General features: G+C 68.8%; 25 protein-coding genes and 1 pseudogene. 11 read left to right on the top strand and 15 right to left on the bottom strand.

The genetic code is table 11. The features are described from left to right. Nucleotides 1-173: 173 nt before the first annotated feature. From ACNYS0_RS06310 to ACNYS0_RS06300, 3 genes are all read left to right on the top strand, one after another. Nucleotides 174-1472 carry a sugar ABC transporter substrate-binding protein gene (locus ACNYS0_RS06310; RefSeq protein ID WP_422471670.1) on the top strand — a complete coding sequence of 433 codons (1299 nt, stop codon included), beginning with the start codon at nucleotides 174-176 and terminating at the stop codon, nucleotides 1470-1472. Between the two features lie 175 nt (nucleotides 1473-1647). Next, complete coding sequence (locus ACNYS0_RS06305; protein ID WP_422471669.1) at nucleotides 1648-2637, top strand: carbohydrate ABC transporter permease; 990 nt, start codon at nucleotides 1648-1650, stop codon at nucleotides 2635-2637. An 11-nt stretch (nucleotides 2638-2648) separates the two neighbouring features. Then, nucleotides 2649-3485 carry a carbohydrate ABC transporter permease gene (locus ACNYS0_RS06300; RefSeq protein WP_422482478.1) on the top strand — a complete coding sequence of 279 codons (837 nt, stop codon included), beginning with the start codon at nucleotides 2649-2651 and terminating at the stop codon, nucleotides 3483-3485. Between the two features lie 24 nt (nucleotides 3486-3509). Here the strand turns inward: ACNYS0_RS06300 and ACNYS0_RS06295 are convergent, their stop codons facing one another. The 7 genes from ACNYS0_RS06295 to ACNYS0_RS06265 all read right to left on the bottom strand — a co-directional run bounded on the left by ACNYS0_RS06295 (nucleotide 3510) and on the right by ACNYS0_RS06265 (nucleotide 10190). Beyond that, nucleotides 3510-4112 carry a hypothetical protein gene (locus tag ACNYS0_RS06295; protein ID WP_422471668.1) on the bottom strand — a complete coding sequence of 201 codons (603 nt, stop codon included), beginning with the start codon at nucleotides 4110-4112 and terminating at the stop codon, nucleotides 3510-3512. Beyond that, nucleotides 4099-6525: a DUF3289 family protein gene (locus tag ACNYS0_RS06290; protein ID WP_422471667.1), complete on the bottom strand. Its 2427-nt coding sequence runs from the start codon at nucleotides 6523-6525 to the stop codon at nucleotides 4099-4101. The genes ACNYS0_RS06295 and ACNYS0_RS06290 overlap by 14 nt, the downstream gene beginning before the upstream one ends. A gap of 205 nt (nucleotides 6526-6730) precedes the next feature. After that, nucleotides 6731-7228 carry a hypothetical protein gene (locus tag ACNYS0_RS06285; RefSeq protein ID WP_422471666.1) on the bottom strand — a complete coding sequence of 166 codons (498 nt, stop codon included), beginning with the start codon at nucleotides 7226-7228 and terminating at the stop codon, nucleotides 6731-6733. A gap of 117 nt (nucleotides 7229-7345) precedes the next feature. After that, nucleotides 7346-7957 (bottom strand): chemotaxis protein CheB, encoded by a 612-nt coding sequence (locus ACNYS0_RS06280; protein ID WP_422471665.1) that lies wholly within the window; start codon nucleotides 7955-7957, stop codon nucleotides 7346-7348. Nucleotides 7958-8060: 103 nt separating this feature from the next. Further along, entirely contained in the window at nucleotides 8061-8498 is a 438-nt protein-coding gene (locus ACNYS0_RS06275; protein WP_422471664.1) for an RNHCP domain-containing protein, read from the bottom strand. Between the two features lie 15 nt (nucleotides 8499-8513). Beyond that, nucleotides 8514-8891 (bottom strand): RNHCP domain-containing protein, encoded by a 378-nt coding sequence (locus ACNYS0_RS06270; protein ID WP_422471663.1) that lies wholly within the window; start codon nucleotides 8889-8891, stop codon nucleotides 8514-8516. 390 nt (nucleotides 8892-9281) lie between these two features. Then, nucleotides 9282-10190: a LysR family transcriptional regulator gene (locus ACNYS0_RS06265; RefSeq protein ID WP_422471662.1), complete on the bottom strand. Its 909-nt coding sequence runs from the start codon at nucleotides 10188-10190 to the stop codon at nucleotides 9282-9284. A 72-nt stretch (nucleotides 10191-10262) separates the two neighbouring features. Between ACNYS0_RS06265 and ACNYS0_RS06260 the strand changes: the two genes are divergently transcribed. Further along, a complete protein-coding gene (locus ACNYS0_RS06260; protein WP_422471661.1) occupies nucleotides 10263-10598 on the top strand; it encodes a CBU_0592 family membrane protein in 336 nt (111 codons plus the stop codon). A gap of 39 nt (nucleotides 10599-10637) precedes the next feature. Here ACNYS0_RS06260 and ACNYS0_RS06255 read toward each other — a convergent pair whose 3' ends face one another. Next, nucleotides 10638-11744, bottom strand: coding sequence for a serine hydrolase domain-containing protein (locus ACNYS0_RS06255; protein WP_422471660.1), 1107 nt, complete (start codon nucleotides 11742-11744; stop codon nucleotides 10638-10640). 106 nt (nucleotides 11745-11850) lie between these two features. On the opposite strand from ACNYS0_RS06255, the gene ACNYS0_RS06250 reads away from it, so the two are divergent. Together ACNYS0_RS06250 and ACNYS0_RS06245 are read left to right on the top strand one after the other, a co-directional pair. Beyond that, nucleotides 11851-12633 carry a MerR family transcriptional regulator gene (locus ACNYS0_RS06250; RefSeq protein ID WP_422471659.1) on the top strand — a complete coding sequence of 261 codons (783 nt, stop codon included), beginning with the start codon at nucleotides 11851-11853 and terminating at the stop codon, nucleotides 12631-12633. A gap of 216 nt (nucleotides 12634-12849) precedes the next feature. After that, nucleotides 12850-14343 carry a DHA2 family efflux MFS transporter permease subunit gene (locus ACNYS0_RS06245; protein ID WP_422471658.1) on the top strand — a complete coding sequence of 498 codons (1494 nt, stop codon included), beginning with the start codon at nucleotides 12850-12852 and terminating at the stop codon, nucleotides 14341-14343. 34 nt (nucleotides 14344-14377) lie between these two features. On the opposite strand, the gene pcaD is transcribed toward ACNYS0_RS06245, so the two are convergent. Continuing rightward, nucleotides 14378-15184, bottom strand: a complete 807-nt coding sequence (gene pcaD, locus ACNYS0_RS06240) for a 3-oxoadipate enol-lactonase (RefSeq protein ID WP_422471657.1) — start codon at nucleotides 15182-15184, stop codon at nucleotides 14378-14380. Nucleotides 15185-15289: 105 nt separating this feature from the next. Between pcaD and ACNYS0_RS06235 the strand changes: the two genes are divergently transcribed. Continuing rightward, entirely contained in the window at nucleotides 15290-16219 is a 930-nt protein-coding gene (locus ACNYS0_RS06235) for a LysR family transcriptional regulator (protein WP_422471656.1), read from the top strand. 142 nt (nucleotides 16220-16361) lie between these two features. On the opposite strand, the gene ACNYS0_RS06230 is transcribed toward ACNYS0_RS06235, so the two are convergent. Further along, nucleotides 16362-16556: a hypothetical protein gene (locus ACNYS0_RS06230; protein WP_422471655.1), complete on the bottom strand. Its 195-nt coding sequence runs from the start codon at nucleotides 16554-16556 to the stop codon at nucleotides 16362-16364. Between the two features lie 137 nt (nucleotides 16557-16693). On the opposite strand from ACNYS0_RS06230, the gene ACNYS0_RS06225 reads away from it, so the two are divergent. After that, nucleotides 16694-17755, top strand: a complete 1062-nt coding sequence (locus ACNYS0_RS06225; protein WP_422471654.1) for an NAD(P)/FAD-dependent oxidoreductase — start codon at nucleotides 16694-16696, stop codon at nucleotides 17753-17755. A 10-nt stretch (nucleotides 17756-17765) separates the two neighbouring features. Here the strand turns inward: ACNYS0_RS06225 and ACNYS0_RS06220 are convergent, their stop codons facing one another. Continuing rightward, nucleotides 17766-18335 carry a helix-turn-helix domain-containing protein gene (locus ACNYS0_RS06220; RefSeq protein WP_037762577.1) on the bottom strand — a complete coding sequence of 190 codons (570 nt, stop codon included), beginning with the start codon at nucleotides 18333-18335 and terminating at the stop codon, nucleotides 17766-17768. Nucleotides 18336-18459: 124 nt separating this feature from the next. Between ACNYS0_RS06220 and ACNYS0_RS06215 the strand changes: the two genes are divergently transcribed. Genes ACNYS0_RS06215 through ACNYS0_RS06205 form a run of 3 tightly spaced genes read left to right on the top strand, consistent with a single transcriptional unit; the run spans nucleotide 18460 to nucleotide 21790 of the window. Then, nucleotides 18460-19962 carry an MFS transporter gene (locus tag ACNYS0_RS06215; protein ID WP_422471653.1) on the top strand — a complete coding sequence of 501 codons (1503 nt, stop codon included), beginning with the start codon at nucleotides 18460-18462 and terminating at the stop codon, nucleotides 19960-19962. Nucleotides 19963-20003: 41 nt separating this feature from the next. Beyond that, nucleotides 20004-20654, top strand: coding sequence for a class I SAM-dependent methyltransferase (locus tag ACNYS0_RS06210; protein ID WP_422471652.1), 651 nt, complete (start codon nucleotides 20004-20006; stop codon nucleotides 20652-20654). Between the two features lie 53 nt (nucleotides 20655-20707). After that, nucleotides 20708-21790, top strand: coding sequence for an alkene reductase (locus ACNYS0_RS06205; RefSeq protein ID WP_422471651.1), 1083 nt, complete (start codon nucleotides 20708-20710; stop codon nucleotides 21788-21790). A 24-nt stretch (nucleotides 21791-21814) separates the two neighbouring features. Here the strand turns inward: ACNYS0_RS06205 and ACNYS0_RS06200 are convergent. The 4 genes and pseudogenes from ACNYS0_RS06200 to ACNYS0_RS06185 all read right to left on the bottom strand — a co-directional run bounded on the left by ACNYS0_RS06200 (nucleotide 21815) and on the right by ACNYS0_RS06185 (nucleotide 24869). Next, nucleotides 21815-22746, bottom strand: a protein-coding gene (locus tag ACNYS0_RS06200; protein ID WP_422471650.1) for an IS5 family transposase whose coding sequence is annotated in 2 segments (ribosomal slippage) — nucleotides 21815-22411 and nucleotides 22414-22746 — 930 coding nt in all. Because the reading frame shifts where the segments join, the coding sequence is not laid out codon by codon here. Between the two features lie 30 nt (nucleotides 22747-22776). Further along, nucleotides 22777-23271 carry a PHP domain-containing protein gene (locus tag ACNYS0_RS06195; protein WP_422471649.1) on the bottom strand — a complete coding sequence of 165 codons (495 nt, stop codon included), beginning with the start codon at nucleotides 23269-23271 and terminating at the stop codon, nucleotides 22777-22779. Nucleotides 23272-23368: 97 nt separating this feature from the next. Beyond that, nucleotides 23369-23628 (bottom strand): annotated as a pseudogene (locus ACNYS0_RS06190) (IS5/IS1182 family transposase); the annotation flags it as partial. Nucleotides 23629-23699: 71 nt separating this feature from the next. Then, nucleotides 23700-24869 (bottom strand): UDP-N-acetylglucosamine--N-acetylmuramyl-(pentapeptide) pyrophosphoryl-undecaprenol N-acetylglucosamine transferase, encoded by a 1170-nt coding sequence (locus ACNYS0_RS06185; RefSeq protein ID WP_422471648.1) that lies wholly within the window; start codon nucleotides 24867-24869, stop codon nucleotides 23700-23702. Nucleotides 24870-24876 lie beyond the last annotated feature (7 nt).

The following is a 24876-nucleotide window of genomic DNA, read 5'->3' as shown; positions in this document are numbered from 1 at the left end:
CCGGCCCGTCCCGGGCAACTGGCATGCCCGGCTGCACGGTCTGCAACGCGGATCACAGTTCAGCCGCCACTTCCAGAAGGGTCTAGACCTCATGGTGAGAACGTGATGAGAATCTGCGTACTCACGGGCACTATCACTTCCCTGCTGTACTGCTGTAAGAGGAGCCACCACCCATGAACCGACGCGTCATCGCAGCCACCAGCACCGCCCTGGCACTCGGGCTCACCGCGACCGCCTGCGGAGGGGGTGGCTCGGAGGCCGACGGCGGGACCGACGGCAAGGGCAAGACACTCACCGTCTGGATCATGGAGGGGACCAACCCCGACGCCAAGCCCTTCTTCAAGGAGGCCGCCGCAGCCTTCGAGAAGAAGACCGGCGCCAAGATCAAGGTCGAGTACCAGCAGTGGGCCAGCGCCCAGCGGAAGTTCACCACCGCCATCGAGGGCGGCGCCGACCAGGTGCCCGACGTCGCCGAGGTCGGCACCACCTGGGTTCCCGGCTTCGCCGACAAGGGGGCGCTCGTCGACGTCTCCAAGGAGGTCGACGAGGCCGGCCTGACCGACGACCTCGTCCCCGCCCTCAAGGACGCGGGCACCCTGGGCGGCAAGCAGTACGGCATGCCCTGGTACGCCGGAGTCCGCTCGGTCCTCTACCGCAAGGACATCTTCGCGAAGCACGGCATCAAGCCTCCGACCAACTGGGCGGAGCTGCGCTCGGCCGCCAAGACCCTGAAGAAGGACGAGCCGAAGATGCTCGCCTTCCCCGTCGCGGGCGGCGCGGAGATGTTCGCCACGCCCTTCATCTGGGGCGCTGGCGGCGAACTCGCCGTGAAGCAGGGCGGCAAGTGGAAGTCGGGCATCAACTCGAAGAAGTCCGTCGAGGGCATCACCGCCTACACCGACCTCGCGCTCAAGGACAAGGTGTCCCCGGCCAAGGTGAACACCTGGACCGAGAAGGAGGTCGGCGACGCCTGGAACAAGGGCGAGGTCGCCATGTCCCTCTCCGGCAACTGGACCCCGAAGGCCTTCACCGCCGCCAACCCCGACCTCAAGGGCAAGCTCGGCGCCATCCCGGTCCCCGGCAAGGACGGCGGCATGTCCCCGTCGTTCCTCGGCGGCTCCTACCTGTCCGCGTTCAAGACGGACAAGCAGGCGCTGTCGTGGGAGTTCATCAAGCTCCTCACCACCGGCAGGTTCGCCAAGAAGTGGGCCGAGCAGTCCAGCTACCTGCCGCCCACCAACACCGACCTCGACAAGATGCCCGACAAGGACGACGCGCTGGTCAAGCCGTTCGTCAAGCAGTTCAAGGACGGCGGCGCGAGCGTCCCCAAGGCCAAGTCGTACACCGAGATCCAGGCCACCCAGGTCATCCCGAAGATGATCCAGTCGATCCTGGCAGGCAAGTCCACGCCGCAGCAGGCGGCCGACAAGGCGACCAAGGAAATGGACGCCATCTTCGCGCAGAGCGAGTGACACCCACCGACGCACGGCGCACGTGACGGCGGCGGCAGGCGAGCGACTCCCACGGCCGAACGGGGAGTCACTCCCACTGCCGAACGGCGAGTGACTCCCAGGACCGACACCGGGGAGTCACTCCCGCGCCGCACCCCTCAACTCTCCCTGCACATCCGACCATTGAGAGCGCTCCATGAACCGCACGCTCGCCACCGGGACCGTGGACGCCCCGGAGAGCCAGGGCAGCCGGCCGCCCGTGCCCCCGCCCTCGCCCGAGTCCGAACGCCTGCTGAAGCGAAAGCGCCGGACCACCCTCACCCGGCCCTGGCTGCTGCTCGCTCCCTCCCTCGTCGTCCTCGCGGGACTGCTGCTGTGGCCGATGATCCAGGTCGGGATCCTGTCGTTGCAGGACTACGAGGTGAAGTTCGGCGGCGGCGTCGCCACCTTCACTGGCTTCGACCACTACGTCGAACTCCTCAGCGGCGATCTGCTGTGGAAGACGGTGCTGCCCAACACCGCGTTCTTCGCGATCGCCTGTGTCGGTCTGACGGTGGTGCTCGGCACCGCGGTCGCCCTGCTCCTCAACCGTCTCGGCACGGTCTGGCGGACCATCTGCTCCACCGCGATCATGGCCGCCTGGGCGATGCCCGCGGTCACCGGCACCTACGTGTGGATCTGGCTCTTCCAGCCGGGCGACGGCCTGTTCAGCGCCCTGGTGGGCGGCTCCGACTCCAGCAACTGGTTCACCGACCGCCTCTCCTTCTACGCCATCGGGACCCTCAACGTGGTCCACCACGGCTTCCCGTTCGTCGCGATCACCGTCTTCGCCGGACTCCTGACCATCCCCAAGGAGCTCTACGAAGCGGCGATGCTGGACGGCGCGAACGCCTGGCAGCGGTTCTGGAAGGTCACCGTGCCCGCCATCAAGCCGGTGTTCCTCGTGGTGACGATCCTGTCGACCATCTGGGACTTCAAGGTCTTCACGCAGATCTTCCTGATGCCCGGAGGCCAGGGCCAGAACGAGCAGGTCGAGAACCTCGGCGTCTACTCGTACCTCGAAGCCTTCGCCAAGGAAGACTATGGGACGGGCGCCGCGGCGGCGGTCCTGCTCACCCTCCTCCTGCTCGTGATCACCATCATCTACATCCGCACCCTGTTCCGGCAGGGCGAGGAGGACCTGTGAGCACCACCGACATGCCCGCCACGACGCGGTCCTCCCTCGGCTCCAAGGTCGGTCTGCCGGCGGCCGTCGCCGCTCTCCTGCTCTTCACCCTCTTCCCGATCTACTGGATGGTCTCGACGGCCCTGGACCCGAAGGCCCAGAGCCGCGGAGCGGACCTCCTGCCCGGCGGCCTCACCTTCGACCACTTCAGTACGGTCTTCGAACGCGGCAACTTCGGTACGTACCTGCTGAATTCGGCGATCGTCGGCCTGGGCACGGTCGTGGTCTCGGCGGCCCTCGCGCTGTTCGCGGCGGTCGCGGTCGCCCGCTTCAAGTTCAGGTTCCGCACCTCGGTGCTGGTCATGGTCCTGATCGTGCAGATGGTGCCGCTGGAGGCGCTCGTCATCCCGCTGTTCATCCAGATGCGCGACTACGACATGCTCAACAGCCTCCTCGGCCTGACCATCGTCTACACCGCGCTGTCGCTGCCCTTCGCCATCTGGACCCTGCGGGGCTTCGTGCAGACCGTCCCCAAGGAGATCGAAGAGGCGGCGTACATCGACGGCTGCTCCTGGTGGCGGATGTTCCGTTCCGTCCTGCTGCCGCTGGTCGCGCCGGGGTTGGTCGCCACGTCGATCTTCGCGTTCATCACCGCGTGGAACGAGTTCGTCTTCGCGTACACCTTCATGAAGAGCAGCGACAAGTACACGGCCGCGGTCGGCATCTTCCAGTTCTTCGGCGAGAACACCACGAGCTGGGGCCCGGTCATGGCCAGCTCCACACTGGTCACGGTGCCGGTCCTGATCTTCTTCGTGGCGGTCCAGCACCGGCTCGCGTCGGGGCTCGCGGCGGGGGCGGTCAAGGGCTGACCCCCGTGGGTCGGGGTGTTGGTGTCAGTCGTACTGCCACTGCCTGCTGTCCTGGTCCTCGTCGGGGATGGGGCCCAGGAGGGTCCAGCCGGGGCTGAGGGAGCGGGTGGTGCGGAAGCCGCGGGGGTCCGCGTACGCGTCGGGGTCGGTGTCGGCGGGGGCGTGCATGAGGGTGTAGATCGGGGGGTCGTTTCCGTAGAAGCGGAAGAAGACGCGATCCTTGTCGTGCGACTGGTACAGGATCACGTCGGTGCCCCAGAGGGCGTCGTACGTGGCCCGGTCCCGCGGAGTCGTCGGCTCGCACTCCTCGGGACGCCCGGCGTCACGGACGCAGATGCGGGGCTGGATCCAGGTGATCACTTCGGCCCTCGGGTGGGCGGCCGCCAGCTGGCGCATACGGGCGTCGGCCCTGGCGAAGGCGGCCTGCCGGGGCTCGATCCGCTGCTCCAGCTTGTCGAAGCGCCGCTCGTCGAAGCCGCTGCCGAAGTGCCACCCCAGCATGGCGAAGACGGCGACCCGCCAGGCCATGACGCCCGCCGCCACGACGATGAGCGTGACGAGCAGGATCCTGGCCGGCGAGCGCCGCCTTGCGCGCTGCTCGAGCTCTAGGGAGTCAGAACGACCCACTGATGGGCACCTCGACGTCTGCCTGGGCGATCGGCGGGGTGTACTTCCCGTCGAACCGGTCGTAGTGCTGCAGCGTAAACCAGTCGATGAAGCCGTACGTGGTGATCTCGTCGTCCGGGTCGAGACCGAAGTGGTCGTAGGAGTGGAAGCGCAGTGTCCCGGAGAACGTGTTCCCGCTGACCGTGTAGTCCTTCAGCTGGATCGTGTGTCCGTGGAACTGGTGGATGGCGATGGACAGCGCCCGCTGGTTGTCGTCGGTCGCGGAGAAGTCGTACACCGGGTACTGCAGGCCCGTGCGGTTGAACTCCTGGTACAGCAGGTTCTGGTCGAGCTTGTCGCCGACCGTGAACGGCGCCGTGTCACCACGGTTCTCCTGGAGGAGCCGGGTGATGATGCCGCCGGCCTTCTCGAGGTACTGCTGCTCCTGAGGCGATGCCGCGACCGCGCGGGACAGGGCGGTGCCGGAGCCGACCGTCTGGAAGCGGGTCGGGTCGAAGTTGTCGTCCACCGTGACGGTGCCTGCGCTCTCGCCGCCGCGGCCGTAGCGGAACCCGTTGTAGAGGTCGACGACCGCCTGCTGGTGGTCGTAGTCCGCGCCCGCCTTTCCGGCGTTCATGATGCTGTTGAACTCGCCCCACATCCAGGACTCCGGAGTGAACGAGGCGACGTAGAACTGCCAGCTGAGATCGGTCAGTTCGTCGTAGGTGTAGTCGTTGAACGTCAGGTCGTCCGCCACCAGCGGGTTCAGCGGCACCTTGACGTCACTCGGGTCGGCCTCCTTGCGGTACCCCTCCCGGTTCGCCGACTGGTGGATCAGCATGTTCGTCGGCACGACCACCAGGGGCTGCTTGTCGGCGTCGTCGCGCTTCCCGTCGCCGTCCGAGTCCCGCTTCAGCGGATCCGAGGCGAGCTTCGCGTAGACCTGGTCCGCCGCCCCCTTCAGCTTCCCGGTGACGACCTCGACCTCCTTGCCGTCCACGACCGAGTCGCCGTCCGAGTCCGGGTCGGCGGGGTCCAGCTTTCCGACAGGCAGCCCATTGCCCGTCAGGATGCGGCCGTCCCGGATCTGCCGCTCGTCGTAGTCGCTGATCCCGTCCTTGTCGGAGTCCTTGGACCGGGTCGCGTCCTGGGCGTCACGGCCGGCTTTGGTGCGGGCGCCCTGCTCGACCGCCTTGTCGAAGGCCCGGCTGTCGAGCACGACGTACTTGGCCGGGCCGCCGGCCGTGGCCGTGATGGTGTCTCCGTCGATCCGCTGGTCCGCCACCTTCACCAGGCGCTGGGACGTGTCGTCGTAGCGGTAGACGGCCGGCTCGGCACCGGGGCCGGTCCGCTTCGGGTCGATCGTGAAGGAGACCTTCGCCCGGTCGGACGCCTTGTCGGCCGAGAGCTGGAAGCCGTTGCCCAGATAGCCCGGCGTGGACTTCGGGAACTGCTTCTGGTCGGCCGGGAGCTTGGTGATGTCGAAGCCCTGCACCTGCCCGGGCCGCAGTCCCTCCGCTGCGGCGGAGGCCTCGGTGACGCCGCCGTCCGCAGTGCGCTTCACGTCGAAGGCGGACTCGGCGGTGCGCGGATCGGAGCCGATACGGCCCTCGGCGCCGTCCTCCACACCGTCGCCGTCGGTGTCGGCCTTGACCGGATCGGTGTGCTGGGCGAGTTCCTTGCCGTCCTTCAGGCCGTCCGCGTCGGTGTCCGGGTTGCCCGCGGCGGTCTTGAGCTTCAGTTCACGCAGGTTGGTGAGGGTGTCTCCGTCCGGGTCCTCCTGGCCGTCGGGGACGCCGTCGCCGTCGGTGTCGCGCTTGAGCGCGTCGCTGCGGTTGCCGAGTTCCACGAAGTCGGACAGGCCGTCGTGGTCGGTGTCCTTGGCCTTCGGGTCGAGCTTGGCGCGCTGCTCGATGTCGTCCGTGAGGCCGTCGCCGTCCGTGTCCTTGGTCGGGCTCGCGCCGTCCTTGGCGAAGTTCGCCCAGGTCGGGGTGTGCGCGCTGCCGTCGGGCCGGGCGCTGTACCAGAGCGTGGAGGTCTCGCCCGGCTCGATCACCTTGTTCGCCGGGGTGCTCTGGAAGGTGGCACGGTCGCCCTGCCCCGAGTCGAGCCGTACCGCGTCGGTGGCGGTGATCCGGTCGGGCAACTCGAAGGTCAGGGACCAGTCGTTGATCCTGTGCTGGGAGATGTTCTCGACCTGGAACCGCGCGAGGTAGGAGCCCTTCGGTGCCTTCTCGCGGATGGCCGGCGGGACCTTGCTCCGCAGCGGGTCGTCGGCGTCGAGCTTGCGGTAGGAGATCTTGACTTCGGTGTCTCGGTAGAGCGTCTTGCCTGGAGTCGAGCCGCCGTCGTCGTCGGCGCCGATGGCCGACGGTGTTGCGGCTCCGAGCAGAAGTAACACGGTGCTGAGCGGAATCGTGACGCGTCTGAACATGGTGCCTCCCACGGATGGAAAGTTCCCTGTCGTCGCGAAGTAGCCCCCGTTTCACGGCACTTCACTGGTCTGCCGGGGCAGCCTACACAGCTGTGAGTGACGGTCCCTCGATAGTCCGGAGGGGATATTGGGGAGGAGGTTACGACTCCGTTTAGGGTGGTTCGCGCAGGGGCGGGCCGAGGCGTTCAGTCAGCGCACGGCGGGCTCAACAGACGTCGTCCACGTGTGTCTCGAACTCGGCGCGGGTCATGGTCTTCCCGTCGACCAGCCACTGCCCGGGTGACAGGCGCTTGAGGTCGGCCCGCTCGAACGCGGTGAAGCCCGAGTAGCGGACGGTGTCGCCGTGCCCGACGAAGAAGTGCACGAAGTAGTCCACGCCGGGCGCCAGTTGGGTGGCGGAGCCCGGGGTGTCGATCCAGCTTCTGGGAGGCCTGAAGAGGCTGATCTCCTGTTCGCCGGTGATCGATGCGGAAGGGCGGGTCCCCCAGCCGTCGAGGACGGCGGTATCGGTGGGCTCGTCCTTCAGGGCAGCGGTGACCGAGACCCGGTAACGGTCGTCGTCCGCGCAGGGGCGCAGCAGCGCCCGTACGTCCCTGTCCGCGCCCTTGCCGATCGCCACCAGCGCGAGCTGGGGCGGAGAGCAGCCGGCGGCCAGCAGCGTCAGAGCGACGGCCACGCCCGACGCGGACAGTGTGCGTGTCATCCTGCTCTCGTTGACGCCGGCCACTGGCTTGCGCACGCTACGTCCTCCGAAGCCGCTCCGCTTGATCGTGTCCCATTCAAGCGCCACCCATCGGGCAGCGGAACCGGTTTGTCGCGCTCAGACGGTGTCGGAGTCGGACTGGACGAGGCGGGTGAGGGCGGGGCCGATGGCGGCGAGGGGGAGGACGAAGTCCACCTGCCCGGTGCTGATCGCGGCTTTGGGCATGCCGTGGAAATCGGCCGTTTCCGGGTCCTGGACGATGACGGTGCCGCCCTGTGCCTTGACCGCTTCGATGCCTTGGGCGCCGTCGCTGTCCGAGCCGGTGAGTACGCAGCCGATGACACCGGATCCGTACGCCCGCGCCGCCGATTCGAAGAGGGGGTCGGCCGCGGGGCGGGCGTAGTTGACCCGGTCCTCGTGCGTGAGCGCCAGAGTCCCGTCGTCCGCAACGCACAGGTGCCGGTCGGGCGGGGCGATGTAGACCGTGCCCGCCCGCGGGCGCTCCCCGTGTTCGGCGAGCTTGACCGGCAGGCGGGTGTGACGCGACAGGATGGCCACGATGTCCGTCTCGCGCGATCGTCTGAGGTGCTGAGCCACCAGTATCGGCACGGGCAGCGCGGGTGTCAGCCCGCCCAGGAGCGTGCCGAGGCCCTGAATGCCGCCGGCCGAAGAGGCGACCAGCACGGCAGCCCACTGCCGCTGGCCATCATCTGGGGGATACGTCTCCACTTGCGAAGGCTAGCGCGCCACGCGGTCCGGGCAGTGGACCTCGACGGCGTGGGCCGCAGGGGTGGGCCGGTACGGGCAGCGCGCCCGTACCGGCCCACCCCTCTCACAGCATCAACAGCGTGCGGTTCGCCGCCCGGCCCGTGGCCTGTAGCGGGAGGACCGCGAGGCGGATCAGGGCCAGGGCGTTGTCGTCGCCCGCGACGCGGTTGGTGGAGAGTTCGCCGCACGCCAGGCACTCGTGGACGATCAGCCACTCACCGTCCGGGCGGCAGGACACCGTCAACGCGGCCATCCGGCCCCGGCAGTCCGACGCGCGGTCGCCCGGGATCCGGGCGTCCACGTGCAGACTGGTCAGGCAGTTCGGGCAGTGGTTGCGGTGGCCGCTGCCCGGCGCGTCGAGCGACACGTCCAACCGGCAGCCCGCGCAGCGGAAGTCGCGGGTGCGGTGGCCGTCGCGCTGGGCGTGCAGGACGTCCTTGTCCCGCTGGCGGCGCCGCCGGGAAGCGGGGGCGTCGGACGACGTTCGGTTACGGCGTGGCATGCCGGGCCTCCCCGCTCACAGCGTTCCGAACGCTTCGAGGGGGAACGGCGGTTGGGCCAGTGGCCGTACCGCCATCCGCATCAGCACCAACTGGTTGTCGTCCGGGCTTACCGGGTTCGAGGTGAGCTCGTCGCACCGCACGCAGCGGTGGACGATCATCCAGTCGCCGGTCCGCAGGACGGCGATGGCGATCGGGGACATCCGGCCGTGGCACTCGGTCCGGCCGCCCTGGACGTGGTCCAGGACATGCCGCGAGTGCAGACACGAAGGGCAGTGGTTACGGCTGCGGCCGTCCGGATCGGCCAGGGTCACGGTGAGACCGCACCAGGCGCAGACGAACGTACTGATCTTGAGGGTGGGGCTGGGGTTCGGGTTGGGGGTGTGCTCGGACACCTGTGCTCCTTGCTGGGGAGTCGGTCATCGACAGCAAGAGCAGGCCGAGCGGCCTCGACGGCTTGATCGGATCGGGTTGGACCGGATCGGATCGGGTCGGTCGGTTATCCGCGGTGTGTACGTGCGGCAGGCGCCCTACGTGCCCTACGTGCCCTACGTGCCCTACGTGCACGTGTACGTGGTACGTCGCGGTGAGGCGCGCTCGGCGCGGGCCGGGTCATCAAGACACCCTCTCGGTGGGCACGGGGCCCGGTCGTTCGGCCACACGGGCAGGGGCGCCGTGCGGAAGGAAGCTGCGGGGAAAGGGTAGGCGGGTCGGTGGGGCGTGGGCGAGTGAATATTTCCGGCGCACGCCAGAAGGCTCATGCCGGAGGCTCGCGCCGGAGTGCGTCATGCCGTCGGCGACGGCAGCTCCGCTGCCGCCTTGATGATGCCGTCCAGGACGATCGCCACCTCCTTGCGGGGCTCGGCACGGCTGGTGCGGTGCCGGGCGATCAAGCGGCGATGGCCGAGCCCCGGCACGGACACCGTCTTGACGCCCTCGACGGGCATGCCGAGCACGGCCAAGGACGGCACCACGGCGACACCCAGTCCTCCCGCGACCAGCGCCAGCGCGGCGTTGTAGTCGTAGTAGCTGTGGGCGGTGCGGGCAACGGCCATCCCGCGGCGTACGTGTTCGGTGGCGTCGTGGGCGGCGGCGTCCGTGTCGACACCGAGCCAGGTGAGGTGTTCGAGGTCCGTCAGCGTGGCGGGGGTCGGGGTTCCCGCGGGCGTGACGACCACCCAGGGCTCCTCGAGGATCGGCACGTCGCGGGTGCCCCGCGCGGACCTGCGGCCGATGGGGGTCTCGGCCTCGACGATCAGGAGGTCCACCGTTCCGGCACGCAGCTCCTGCTGCGCCTTGTCGCCGTCCATCTCCTGGATCTGTAGCTCCAAACCCGGGAACGCGTCCCGCAGTTGGTGCACCAGCGGGACGAGCAGAGCCCGGATCACCGTCTGGAACGCGGCGATGACCACGGTGCCCGAGACCTCCTCCCGCAGGGCCGCCAACGACCGTGTGACGTCCGCCAGTTCGGACTCGATGCGTTCGGCCGTCTCCGTCAGAACCCGGCCTGCGGCCGTGACCACCGCGCCGTGCGGCTGGCGGTCGAGGACCGGGGTGCCGACCTCGGATTCGAGGCGGGCGATCTGCTGCGACACGGCGGAGGGTGTCAGGTGCAGCACGTCGGCGGCCGCGAGGATCCCGCCCGCCCGGTGAACGGCGAGCAGAACGGCCAGTTTCCGCGGGTCCACATCCATTCAATTCAGCTTAACCCCCGGCGTAGAGAACTTCGATTGATCTGTATGCCGTGGGTGTCCACCATGGGGGACATGCAGGCAATGATGACCTCCGCGGCGACGGCAGCAGGGTGGGTGGGCGCCCTGAGCACGGCTGCCGCCTATCTGATGGTCTCGCGTCGGGTCATCGAGCCGGACGCCCCGGCCTTTCAGCTGATCAACATGCTCGGTGGCGCACTTCTGGCCGTCTCCGCCGCCGCCAGCGGGGCATGGCCTTCGGTGACGTCGAACTTCGTCTGGGTCCTCATCGGAGTACAGGCGCTCGTCGGTGCGCGAAGCGGCGTACGGACCGTCGTCGGCCGCGTGACGGCGAGCTTTTCGCGGCGGCGAGGAGCCGGGCGGGCATGGAGCCGGGCCACCGGGCGCTGAGGCCCACCCGGTCCCCGGCGCCCGCCCTTTCGCACCGGCTCAGCTGCCGAACACCGCCTCGACGAGCCTGTCCTGCGCCTTCATGAACGGGACCGCCAGGGTCATCGCGGCGTCGTCCACGTAGTTGAGCGCGGCGGTCAGGGTCCTGCTGCCGTCGGCCGTGCTGTACATCAGGGCCGCGTGGCCGCCCTGGCCGCCGTTGTGGAACAGGAGGGTGTCGCCGCCGGTCTGCTGGATGCGCAGGCCGAGGCCGAAGCCGCTGTCGGGGTGCGGTGTGCTCATCTCGGCGAGGAGCGGGGCGGGCAGCAGTTCGCCGCGGGCCAGCGCGGAGATGAAGGTGTGCAGGTCCTGGGCGGTCGAGATCATGTCGCCGCCGGCGTCGACCCAGGACGGGTTCTGGTGGCTCACGTCGACCGTGTGCGGCCGGCCGGCGTCCTCGTAGCGGTAGTAGGCGTGGGCGTACGGCTCGGGGATGTCCTGCGAGGCGCCGGGGACCACCGTGCCGGTCAGGCCGAGCGGGTCCAGGATCCGCTCCCGTGTCACCTCGGCGATCGGGCGGCCGGTGACGTTCTCGACCAGCAGTCTGGCCAGTACGTAGTTGGTGTTGGAGTAGCTCCAGCCCGCGCCGGGTTCGAACCGTGGCGGCTTCGACAGCGACAGCCGGGCCAGGTCCTGCGGCCGGTAGGTGTGGAAGCGGTTGTCCACCCACTCCTTGCCCGCGAGGGTCGAGGGAATCCCGGGGACCATGGTCCCGTCCGCGTCGAACTCGCCGGTGTGGTTGAACACCCCGCTGGTGTGCTGGAGCAGCATGCGCACCGTGATCCGGCGGTCGAGGTCGAACTCGGGGAGGTGGTCGACGGCCGGCGCGTCGAGGTCGACCTTGCCCTCGGCGACCAGTTGCAGCACCAGGGTCGCGGTGAAGGTCTTGGTGTTGCTGCCGATACGGACGTGGCCGCCGGCCGGGGGCTCGACGCTGCCGTCCAGTTCGGCCGCCCCGGCGGTGGCGACCCACGCGCCCTGGTCGTCGTGCACCCGCAGCTGAATGCCGGTGATGCCGGAGTCGACGATCTCCTGGAGGACGCCGCGCAGTTGCGGACGGTCCGAGTCGGCGGCGAAGTCGGTTGCGGTGTGCGGGGACTGGCTCATGATTGTCTCCTTGGATCGTCTGGGGCGCTGCCTGAAGTGGCAGTACGGCGAGCTTGGTCCCTGCCCTAAGGTCAAGGTCAAGCGTCAACGGGGGGAGTGGGAACGGATGCGTGCCAGAGGTGGGCTCACCATCGGTCAGGCGGCGGCGTACGCCGGTGTCACGATCAAGACCGTGCGGCACTATCACCGGCTCGGTCTGGTCGCCGAGCCGGAGCGGGACACGTCGGGCTACCGGCGTTACGGCTCGGCCGAACTGCTCCGGCTCGTCCAGGCGCGGACCCTGGCCGGGGCGGGAGTGCCGCTCGCCGAGGTCGGTGAACTGCTCGACGCGGCGCCCGAGCGGTTCACCGCGGCCCTGGACGACGTCCACCGCAGGCTCACCGACCAGATCGAGGAGCTGGTCGCGCGCCGCGACACGCTGGACCGGATCACCCATGGCGACAGGGCCCTGCTGCCCGACCGGGCCTGCGCGGTCCTGGACCGCATGACCGAACTCGGCTTCACCGCTGAGTACTTGAGCACGCAGCGGGAGGCGCTGGTGCTCACCCGAGCCCTTGTCCCGGAGATGCTCGAAACCTTCCTGACCCGGTTCGAGCACCTCCTCGACGATCCCGAGCACGTCGAGCTGACCAAGCGCGCCTGGGAGGCGGGCTCCTGGCGGCCCGACGACCCGCGCCTCGACGAACTGGCGGCAGAACTCGCCGAGAAGGTGCTGGCCGACCGCGAGCTGCTGGCGGCGGGAACCGGCCTGCAAGGCCGGTCCGACAACGCGGCCCGCTACGCACTGGTCAACCGCCACCGTGAGGACGACGCACCCTCGATTTCCCGCCTGAACGCCCTGGTTGAGGCGCGGTTGCGCGCTGCCGGTGTCGACTTCCCGCAGGGATAGGCCGGCGAGGACCGGTGAGGTGGCATGCAGGCCGCGCGCCGGTGATCTGCTGTGATCGCCGTCATACCGGGAATGCCCCGCCCCGACCGGCCGTTGGAGGGTTGAGTGCGCACTGCGTGTGTGTGCGCCGTTCCCCCTGCCCTGCGGTGAGCGCCCTGAGCGGCCCGACCCGTCGGGCCCATGACTTCGACCGACTCTTGCGAGGTACAGCCCCACATGAGCCAGCCAACCAACGTCGAGAACGTGGACGCACCCGGGGAGGACGGCAGTACGGCCGCCACGCCCGCGGCCGGGACATCGGCGCGCGCCGGCGTCCTCATCGCGGTCCTTGTCGCGTCCGCGTTCGTGATGATCCTCAACGAGACGATCCTGAGCGTCGCCCTGCGCGACCTCACCGTCGACCTGGGGGTCTCCACGACGACCGTGCAGTGGCTGACCAGTGGCTTCCTGCTGACGATGGCCGTGGTCATCCCGATCACCGGCTTCCTGCTGGAGCGCTTCTCCGCGCGCCAGGTCTTCCTGGCCTCGCTGACGGCGTTCAGCACCGGCACCCTGATCAGCGCCCTCGCGCCCGGCTTCGGCGTGCTGCTCACCGGGCGTGTGGTGCAGGCGTTCGGCACCGCCGTGATGATCCCGCTGCTGATGACGACCGTGATGCGGCTGGTCCCCGCGGAGCGCCGCGGAGCGATGATGGGCACCATCACGATCGTCATCGCGGTGGCCCCGGCCATCGGCCCGACGGTGGGCGGCGCGGTGCTGTCCTCGCTGGGCTGGCGCTGGATGTTCTGGATCGTCCTGCCGCTGGCACTGGTGGCCTTGGCGATCGGCGCGATATGGCTGCGCCTGGACGGCGAGACGCGGAAGGTGCCGCTTGACGTGCTGTCGGTGGTGCTCTCCGCCTTCGGCTTCGGCGGCGTCCTCTACGGCCTCGCCTCCATCGGCGAGTCCGGCGGCGGGGAGCACACGGTCGCTCCCTGGATGCCGATCGTCGCCGGCCTGCTGTCCCTCACGGTGTTCGTGCTGCGCCAACTGCGCCTGCAACGCCAGGATCGCGCCCTGTTGGACCTGCGCCCGCTGGCGAACCCCACCTTCTCCGTGGCCCTGTTGCTGTCCGCGCTGCTGTTCATGTGCATGCTGGGCGCGGCCGCGATCCTGCTGCCGCTCTACCTCCAGACGGTCATGGGGACGACCACCTTCGTCAGCGGCCTCGCCGTCCTGCCCGGCGGTCTGCTCCTCGGCGTCCTGGGCCGCCCGGTGGGCCGGCTCTACGACCGGGTGGGCGCCCGTCCGCTGGTGATCCCGGGAGCGGGCGCGCTGGCGGCCTCCTTGTGGCTGTTCTCGCTGCTCGGCCCGGACTCCTCACTGGTCGCGGTGATCGGCATGCACCTGCTGCTCATGGGCGGGCTCGGCCTGATGATGACCCCGCTGATGACGGCGTCCCTGAACGTGCTGCCGGACCACCTGCACTCCCACGGCAGCGCGATCCTCGCGACGATGCAGCAGGTCGCGGGCGCCTTCGGCACGGCGGTCTTCGTCACCGTGGCGTCCAGCGCGTCCGACAGCGCGTCCGGCGCGCCCGACGCGAGCGGCCTGAGCGCGGCGTTCGTCCTCGCGGGCGTCATCGGCCTGGTGGCGTTCGCGGCGTCGCTGTTCTTCGGGCGGGAGGCGGGGTCCGTGCCGGAGCTGGCGGAGGCGGCGGAGTCCAAGTAGTTGGTGGATTCCCTTGCGGTGACGACGTCGTTCATCACGGGCCTTCGGTGAGGAAGGCCACCACTGCCTCCAGAAACTCCGCCTGCCCCTCGACGTTCGCCATGTGCACCGTGGGCAGGACGGTGAGCCGTGCCCCGGGGACGGCCGCGGCGAGCTCCTTGCCGTGCTCGGCCGATGTGACGGTGTCGTGCTCGCCCGCGATGACCAAGGTCGGGCTGTGGATGAGGGCGACCGTGCGGCGCAGGTCGTAGTCCCGTACCGCGGCCCAGCTGCCGGCCACGCCCTCGCGCCGCGTGGCGAGCAGAGTACGGCGGAAGCCCTCGACGACCTCGTTGTCGCCGCGCAGCATGTGGGCCGGGAACCAGTTGTGCAGGAAGCTTTCCGCCGTGACCTGCATGTCGGGGGCCTCCAGCAGTTCGGCGATCGGCCGATCCCACTGATGCGCCGGTCCGAGGTGCGCGGCGGTGTTGGAGAGCACCAGACGGTCTACGCGCTCCGGGACGTGGATCCCCAGCCACTGCGCGACGATTCCGCCCAGCGACAGGCCCAGCACGTGCACCCGCCTCAGGTCCAGGGCGTCCAGCAGTTCCACCACGTCGCGCCCAAGTCGGTCCAAGGAGTACGGGCCGCTGGGAGCATCGGAGGCGCCGTGGCCGCGCGCGTCGTAGCGCAGCAGCCGGAAGTGTTCGGTAAGAGCCGGCACCTGGCCGTCCCACATGTGGAGGTCGGTACCGATGGAGTTCGAGAGCAGCAGTACGGGCTTGTTCTCATCGCCGTCGAAGCGGTAGGCGATGCGGACACCGTCTCCGGTGGTGATGGCGGTACGGGTATGCGACGTCATGACAACTCCTGTGATCCAGCGGCTATGTGCTGAGCCTAGGAACACCGTCTGCAGAGAGCTATTACAAAGATCGAACGCAGACTGTAGGTTCGCTGGACAATGTCAATGTCGAACTTCACGCTCCACGAATTGCAGTGCTTCGACGCCGTGGTGCGCGGCGGCGGCTTCCAGGCCGCCGCCGATCTGCTGCACCGCTCGCACCCTTCGGTGTTCGCGGCGGTCGCCAAGCTGGAGCGCCAGCTGGGTCTGGAGCTGCTGGACCGCTCGGGTTATCGGGTTCGGCTCACCGAGGCCGGGCACGCCTTTCACCGAAAGGTGCGTGTCCTGCTGCACGAGGCCGATGAACTACAGACCTACGCCGCGCAGTTGGCGATGGGCGAAGAGGCCGAACTGCGCGTGGTGCTCGGGGACCTGTGTCCACTGCCACCGGTCCTTGAGCTACTCAGCAGCTTCTTCGCGCAGCGCCCGCAGACGCGCCTCCACCTGCAGTCCGAGACCGTCACCGGCCCCTGGGAGCGGCTGTTGGAGGACGAAGCCGACCTCATCGTGCACCGGGTCCCCAAGAGCGACGTGCGGATGGAGTGGATCGACCTCGGTCGCGTCGCGCTGGTGCCCGTCGTGGCACCCGGCTTCCTGCCCTTCCCTCCGGACACCGACATCACCCCGCAGCGAATGCAGGCCCTCACCCAGTGCGTGGTCCGGGACTCGGCGCGACATCCGGCCGAGCAAGGTCATTTCCTGGTCGAGGGCGCGCCCCGGAGCTCCGTTCCGGACCACCTCATGAAGAAGGAACTGATCTTGCACGGCATGGCGTGGGGACACGTGCCGCGGTTCATGATCGAGGCCGAGCTGCGCGACGGAAGCCTGATCTCCATCGCCGGACGGCACTTTCCCGGTGTGGTCGAGGAACTCTCGGCAGCGCGCCGGCGCGACCGGCCGCACGGGCCGGTCGCCGACCAACTGTGGGACTTCTTGGCCCGCCAGGCACCGGTCCTGAAACTGCCCAGTGGCTCGGGCAGCGGGCGATCCCTGTGACACGCAACCTGTCCCAAGTGCCCTTGCCGACGACGTGGCCCAACGCCGTTGCGCTGGATACCGTCGCCCACCCTGCACGTGGCCGGAGTCGACCTGGAGCATCCGCCAGTAGGTCGGGATCGGCGGGTCAGGTGGGCTCGAGTCAGCCTCGCCTCCAGAAGTCGTGTGGGTGTCGTCCGGGTCGGAATCCACTGGCTTCCGCCATCGCGGCGGCGTACGTGAAACCATTGGTGAGGCCAGCCGGATCGTGCGCGTCGCTGCCGAAGGCGATGGCTTCACCTCCTTCTTGGCGCCACCACTGCACGATCTGAGGATGCAGGGGGACCTTGGTGTTCACCTCTAGAGCTTTGCCGGCGGTGGCGAGCGCCGCAGAACTCCGGTGCTTCCTGAATATAGAGGCAGGCAACGGGAGTGTTCCTTGCCGAAATGGCACGAAGAATAGCGTTCGGCGCGCGAGGGTCGCACGGTTTCGGCATGACAAACGATCTGGGTTCTGACGTGTTTGACGTGCTGGTGATCGGCGGCGGAGTCGCTGGTCTTTCGGGGGCGCTGGCCCTCTCCCGAGCGCGGCGCTCTGTCTTGGTGCTCGATTCGGGAGAGCCCCGCAATGCGCCCGCTGCTGCAGCGCACGGCCTGCTGTCCCGCGACGGGGTGGCTCCCCTGGAATTGCTGCGCGCGGGTCGGGTGGAGGTCCAGATGTACGGCGGTGTCGTGGTCTCGGAGTGGGCTGTGAACGCGACCCGTGCAGACGGGCTTTTCGGCGTCGAGACGGAGAGCGGCAAGGTCTTCCGGGCCCGCCGCCTGCTGGTCACCACCGGACTGGCGGACGAACTGCCAGAGCTGCCGGGACTGTCCGAGAGGTGGGGGAGGGATGTGCTGCACTGTCCGTACTGCCACGGCTGGGAGGTCCAGGACACCTCTATCGGTGTGCTGGGCACGGGAGTTGCTTCGATGCACCAGGCGTTGCTGTTCCGTCAGTGGTCCAGCCGGGTGACTCTCTTTCTTCATACCGGCCCCGAGCCCGAGGAGGAGCAGTGGGAGCGGCTGGCCGCCCGCGGCATCGAGGTCGTGCACGGTGAGGTGGCCGGTGTGGAGGTCACCGACGGCAAACTGAGCGGTGTCCGGCTCGACTCCGGGCTGCTGATTCCCATGCAGGCGCTGGTGGTTGCCCCTCGCTTCGTTGCCCGTAGCGCTCTCCTCGCGGGGCTGGGCATCAGCCCGGTGCCGCACCCGATGGGCTTGGGTACCTATGTGCCCGCCGACGCTATGGGAGCAACCGAGGTTGCGGGCGTGTGGGTTGCTGGGAATGTCGCTGATCTGATGGCGGGACTTGCTCAGGCTCAGTCCCAGGGGGTGACCGCAGCCGCCGCCATCAACGCCGATCTTGTCAACGCGGATGCGGATGAGGCCGTCGCGCGCCTGCGAGCGGCCCCGCCCGGCGGCCCATTCAGTGCCGCGAGCGATGCGATGGTCACGGAACGCGTTCTGGGGGTGCGACGGCACGGCCTCGATTCCCTGCTGCCGGACGCCGAGTGAGTGCAGTGCGTTAGCCCGGGTGAGCCTTGAGATGAGCCCGCTCGCCCTGCTTGCCGAAGATGATCAGCAGCTCGACCGGCCGGTCGTCGTCCGGCCCGAGCCAGTGCGGCACATGCGTATCGAACTCCGCTACCTCGCCTGGTGCCAGAGTTACTGATCGCTCACCGAGCAGAAGCCGCAGCCGGCCGTCCAGGACGTAGATCCATTCGTAGCCTTCGTGGACGTTGAGCTCTGGCTCGCCCGCAGACGGAGCGATGACGAGCTTGTGGGCGTGCAGGCTTCCGGCGCGACGGCTGAGCGGAATGTAGGTCATGCCGCCTCGTGTAACGGGGCGCAGGTGAACGCGTGGGTCGCCGGTCTCCGGCGCTCCGACCAGATCGTCGAGGGGCACCTGGTAGGCGGCTGCGAGGGGGAGCAGCAGTTCCAGGTTGGCTTTGCGGCTCCCGCCTTCCAGGCGGGACAGCGTGCTCTCTGAGATGTCCGTCGTCTTGGAGAGCGCGGCCAGGGTGAGTCCGCGCTGCTGGCGCAGTGCCCGCAGGCGCGGACCGATGCCGGTGAGGACCTGCTCGATGTTCTTCATGGCTTCACGTTGCCGAAACGGCATGAGGTTTTGCAAGCCTGCCGGGCTGAGGGTCACTCTCCATCTGACGAGGCACACACGGCCGCCCCGCACACATCCTCCACTTGTTCGGGAGAACTCTCCGATGACCAGCCCCGCTCGCCGCGCCACCGCGGCGACCGACCCTGCAGCGACCGACCCACACCGGTGGATGACACTGATCGTGGCATCCGTCGCGACCCTCATGGTTGTCCTCGATGTCTCCGTCGTGAACATCGCCCTTCCCCAGGCCCAGAGCGACCTGGGCATGAGTGACACGAACCGCCAGTGGATGATCACCGCATACGCGCTGGCCTTCGGCGGACTACTGCTGCTCGGCGGCCGGATCGCCGACTTCATCGGCCGTAAGAAGGCGCTGCTCCTTGGCCTGCTCGGTTTCGCCGCCGCCTCCTTGCTCGGCGGCCTGGCCCCCAACCCGGGCACGCTGTTCACCGCACGAGCCCTGCAGGGCGCTTTCGCCGCAGTCCTCGCTCCCGCCGCGCTTTCCCTGATCACTGTCGCGTTCACCGACCAGAAGGAGCGCGCCAAGGCATTCGGGATCTTCGGTGCCTTCCAGGGCGGAGGCGGCGCGGTGGGCCTGCTGCTGGGAGGCGTCCTCACCGAGTACGAAGGATGGCGCTGGTGCATGTACATCAACATCCCCATCGCTCTGGCCGCAGTGCTCGCAGCCCGCCCCTACGTCCGTGAAAGCCGCGCAGCGGGCGACCGCCACTACGACATCCCCGGAGCCGTCCTGGTGACGGGCGGGCTCGTCTCGCTGGTCTACGGATTTGCCCAGGCAGCAGACGGCGGCGGCTGGACGGACCCGACGACGCTCGGGCTCCTCGGCACTGCGGTAGTCCTGCTGACCGCGTTCGTCGTCGTCGAGCACCGCAGTACGCACCCGCTGCTGCCGCTGCGGGTGATCCTCGACCGATCCCGCGCCGGCGTATTCCTCGCCAACCTCCTCATCGGCGCCGGCATGTTCGGCATGAACCTGTTCATGACCTACTTCCTCCAGGTCAATCTGGGCTACACGCCTCTACAGGCGGGCTGTGCGTTCCTGCCCTTCAGTATCGGCATCATTGCCACCACCACCCTGGGCGCCCCTCTGGTCAACCGGTACGGCCCCAAGCTCCTCATGGCCGTCGGCACCACGCTTGCCACCGCAGGGCTGCTCTGGCTCACCCGACTGGACGCCGCATCGGGCTACACCGGTGAGGTACTGCCGACCCAGATCCTGGTCAGCGTCGGCGTCGGATTCTTCTTCCTCGCCGGCCCCAACATCGCACTCTCCGGCGTCAATCCGCACGATGCGGGCGTCGCCAGCGCCGCCCTGAGCACCAGCCAGCAGATCGGCGCAGCGCTGGGCCCCGCCCTTCTCAACACCCTCTACATCTCGGCCGTCACCGGCTACCTCGCCTCACACACCACCACACCCGGCGAAGCCGCCAAGAACCTCCAGCTCGAAGCGTTCCTGCACGGCTACCGCATTGCGTTCATCGTTGCCGGAGTCCTCTTGGCAGCCGCACTCGTCGCTCTCATCACCCTGGTGAAGTCCCCCAAGGGCGCCGCCGGCACCGCGACTGCCGCACCCTCCGTCCACTGACCCTCGCGCATACCCAGGTCACTCGAAGGAGACATGCCGCCATGGACGAATTCACACGCGAGATCCACGCCGTCAGCGACGCTGCCCGGTTCTGGGAGCACCTCTACCGCGGCAAGGACGGCGTCTGGAAGAACACGGCCAATCCGCTGCTCGCCGAGACCGCCGCACACCTGCCGCCAGGGCGCGCCCTGGACCTGGGATGCGGCGAGGGCGGCGACTCGCTGTGGCTGGCCACGCACGGCTGGCACGTCACCGCCGTCGACATCGCGCCCACCGCGCTGCGCCGCACCGCACAACTCGCCGCCGACAACGGCGTCGAAGGACGCGTGGAGACACAACAGCACGATCTGGCAGCCGAGTTCCCCAGCGGGGCCTTCGACCTCGTATCCGCCCAATACCTGCAAACGCCCTACGCGTTGCCGCGAGCCGAGATACTGCGCCGCGCCGCCCACCAGCTCGCCACCGGCGGGATCCTCCTCATCGTCGATCACGGCTCGGTACGCCCCTGGGCATGGAACACCGACCCCGACACCCACTTCCCCAGCCCGGCGGACATCTACGACGACCTCGCCCTCGACACCGGGCAGTGGATCCCCCTGCGCCTGGCCACCCCCCAGCGCGTCGCCACCGGGCCCGACGGACAGACCGCAACGGTCACCGACACCGTCGTCGCCGTGCGCCGCATCGCATAACCCGCACCTCGTGCCCCGTCACGAATGCTGAATCCCCACAGGAGCCACCTTTCATGAACGACCTCTTCGAGCCCGTCACCGTCGGCAAGTGGACGCTGAACAACCGCATCGTCATGGCCCCCATGACCCGCAACCGTGCCACGCCGGACGGCGTCCCCACCGACCTCATGGCCACCTACTACGCCCAGCGGGCGACCGCCGGCCTGATCATCACGGAGGGAGTGCAGCCCAGCGCCGTCGGACAGGGCTACATGAACTCACCCGGCCTGCACACTCCCGAACAGATCGAAGCCTGGCGAAGTGTCGCTCAAGGCGTGCACCAGGCCGGGGGCCTGATCGTCGCGCAGCTCATGCACGCCGGAAGGATCTCCCACCCGGACAACAAGCACCAGGCCGAAACCGTCGCTCCCAGCGCCATCGCCGCCCCCGGCGAGATGTTCACCGCCACCGGACCCCAGCCGCACCCCACCCCCCGCGCCCTGACCCTCGCAGACATCCCCGGTGTCATCGACGAATACGTGCAGGCCGCCCGCAACGCAATCGACGCAGGCATGGACGGCATCGAACTCCACGGCGCCAACGGATACCTGCTGCACCAGTTCCTCGCCCCCTCCGCCAACCAGCGCACCGACACCTATGGTGGCTCCCCCCAGGCCAGGGCCCGTTTCGTCATCGAGGTCGCCCAGGCCGTGAGTGACGCCATCGGAAGGGAACGCGTGGGCATTCGCATCTCCCCGGCGATTAACCTTCACGGTGCACTGGAGAGCGACCCCGAGGCCACAGCGGCCACCTACCGGACCTTGGTCGATGCCCTCTCCGACATGGGCCTGGCCTACCTCCACACCATCGGTGACCCCGCCTCCGAGCTGATCACTGATCTCGCCCACCGCTTCGCAGGTAGCCACATTGTCAGCAACGGCTGGGACCCGGTCACCGACGTCACTGCTGCCCAGAACCTCATCAGCAGCGGTAAGGCCGATCTCGTCGCCGTGGGCCGCGCCTTCATCGCCAACCCTGACCTCGTCCACCGCTGGCAGACCGGAGCCGACCTTAACCAGCCCGACGGAACGACCTTCTACGGAGGCGACCACCGCGGCTACACGGACTACCCAACGCTCTCCGACGACGCCGCGTAACCCCTCTAGGACTTGTCCGGCCGTTCATGTGCGGAGCCAGATGACGAGGGTTGCGGCGGTCGCGGTCCCCAGGAAGACGTAGCCGCGCTTGTCGCAGCGGGTGGCCACGGCTCTGGCGTGCTTGAGCCGGTTGATCGCCCGTTCGACGGTGTTGCGTTTCTTGTACCGCTCTTCGTCGAAGCCGGGTGGCCGTCCGCCGCGTGACCCTTTGCATAGGCGGGCGGCCTGGCTGTCGGTCTTCTCCGGGAACGTGTGCCGGATGCCCCGGCGCCGCAGATACTCGCGGCACGGGCCGTTGCTGTAAGCCTTGTCCGCCGCGAGACTGTCAGGCTTCTTGCGCGGCCTGCCCGGCCCGGTCCGCGGGACGCGGATCTTCTCCAGCACGGGCGTGAACTGCGTGCAGTCCGCCCACTGTCCCGGTGTGACGATCAGGGACAGCGGGCGGCAGCGGCCGTCCGCGCTCAGATGGAGCTTCGTGGTGAACCCGCCGCGCGAGCGGCCCAGGCCCTCACCTCCTGCACCACCTCCACCAGGCGGGCGACGAGGCTCTGCCACGGCGTTTCGCTCTGGTGTTCTGCCGCCGCGTCCCCTTTTGAGGCGGGAGCCGGCGGCGGTTCGGTGCGGGCACCGGCGGCGTGCTGATGTGCCCGCACGATGGTGGAGTCGACCGAGATGTCCCAGTCGATCTTCCCGGCTGCGTCGGCTTCGGCCTGGACCTGCTGGAGCAGGCGTTCCCAGGTTCCGTCGGCCGACCACAGGCGGTGGCGTTCGTAGACCGTCTTCCACGGGCCGAACTGTTCGGGCAGGTCACGCCACTGAACGCCGGTCCGAACCCGATGCAGGATCCCGTCGATCACCTGCCGATGATCCCGCCACCTGCCGCAACGCTGGTTGCTGACTGGCAGGAACGGCCGCACCCGTTCCCACTCGGCATCCGTCAAGTCACCCCGCCCCATGTCCACATCAACGACACGACGGCGAAGTAGTCACATGATCGGCCGGACAAGTCCTAGGTACTCGCGCACGACCTCGGCGGGCGATCGGTGGTCGTAGGCCCCGGAGACTTCGGTCAAACCGTCAGCGACCGCCATGGAGTGCACGGAGGCCAGAACGCGGTCGAAATCTCCCAGGGCCAGGAGTCGCGAGGCGCGGTCGTCGTGCCAGTGTGGCTCGCTGAGTTCGATGCCGGAGCTGATGTGCAGGGTCGGGAAGCGCTTCCGGCACCGCTGAATGCTCTGCAGGTAGCCGTTGAGTTCGAGTTCGGGAGGGGTCAACACAAGGCCATCGACCAGTGGTTGCCACTGGGTGGGTAGGTGCTCGCTGTCTTCAGCCTGCAGCGTCCACGGGGTGAAGTCGGCGTGCTCGGTGAACGTCAGAGACGGCAGGCCAAGCTCGACCGCGCGCACGCAGGTCTGCTCCATCGAGCCGGTCAGCGCATCCCATGACCATTGGCTGTGGACGTGGCTGTCTGGTGGGAGCAAGAGCCGACTCTCTCGTTGGACGTGGAGCCCGGGAAGCACCGCCGTTCGGGGGGACGCCTCGGCCGATGGCGCAGTTCCTGCTGGCGAAGCCGCTGGGTCACCGGATGCGGGCGCTTCGGGGGTGGATGCCCCAACGGTAGGACGTCCGGGTCCGTCGGATCAGGCAGCGGAGGTGATGGTGGCGCTGGCCAGAGAGATGATGAACTCGACCGGGGCTCCGCGTCGCTCGGTGCAGCGACGGAGCTTGCCGAAGTTGTTCATCAAGGAGTTTGATCGCTCGACTACCCAGCGCCCACCGGCCTGGATCGGGGTCTTCGCACCGCGCTCGGTGATCTGGCCGATGAGCCTTGCATCTGCACGCACCAGACCCCGCTCGGGGAGCCGAATGGCAGGGCCTCCGGGGTCCAGCCTGATCCGTCAGAAGGGCCCTAGCCAGCCACTGCCGACAGCACGACATCGACCAGCCGCTCGGCGGCATCGGGACGACCGTGCGCGCGAGCGCACGTGGCCATCTCGTCGCGCCGCACCTCATCGGCCAGCAGCGGGGCCAACGCCTCCTGCAACCGCTGCGGAGTCACGTCGCCCACCAGCGCGACGGCGGCACCGGCGTCTTCCAAGTGCCGTGCGTTGTGGGCCTGTTCGTTCCCGGCCGAAGTGGCCAGTGGTACCAGGACGGCGGCCTTGCCCAGCGCGGTCAGCTCCGCGATCGTTCCGGCGCCGCTGCGGGAGAGCACGACGTCGGCCAGGGCGAGCACATCCGGCAGTTCGGAGCCGACGTAGGCAGTCACGTGGTGGCGTGCGACCAGCTGCGCGGGGAGCTCGCCCGCGGCCGTGCGCAGGCCCTCCACATGGTCGGGGCCGCACTGGTGGATGACGTTGGCCCGCTCCAACAGCCAGGGCAGCACGGACCTCACCAGCTCGTTGATCTGCTGTGAGCCCTGCGCCCCGCCGGTGACGTAGACGGTGGGCAGGCGGCGGTCGAAGCCGGTCAGGTTCAGCACGTCGATGGCCTTGTCCGGCTGTCCGGACAGGACTTCGGGGCGTACCGGGTTGCCGGTCACCACGGTCCGGTCGCGGACGGCTTCCGGCAGCAGCGGCAGTGTCGAGTCCGAGGACACGGCGACCCTGCTCGCGGCGCCGGCCAGCGTCTTGTTGGCCAACCCGAGGCGGACCGTCTGCTCGTGGACGACCAGCGGGACGCGGCACAGCCGGGTCGCCGCGACGCCCACGGGCACGGCCACGTATCCGCCGGTCGCCAGCACCACGTCCGGCCGGAAGGCGTTGATCGCCTTGCGGGCCTGAAGCACGCCGAGCGGCACCCGGCCCATGTCGGCGACGTTCGCCGGGGACGCCATTTTGATCGGGTTCTTCGAGCGGCGGATCTTGCCCACGGCGACCGACGTGAACGCGATGCCCTCACCGGCCGCCACTCGTGCCTCCAGGCTGTCCTCCTTGCCCACCCAGAGGACTTCCAGGCCGCGGCCCGCGGCAGCCAGGCGAGCCTGAAGGGTGCGCACAGCAGTCAGGGCCGGGTACGTGTGCCCGCCGGTTCCGCCGCCCGTCACGATCAAGCGGAGTGGGGTGTTGACGCTGCTCACAGGAGTG

Source organism: Streptomyces anthophorae, assembly GCF_049310305.1.
Lineage (GTDB): Bacteria > Actinomycetota > Actinomycetes > Streptomycetales > Streptomycetaceae > Streptomyces.
This window is presented reverse-complemented; position numbering and strand designations above follow the sequence as displayed.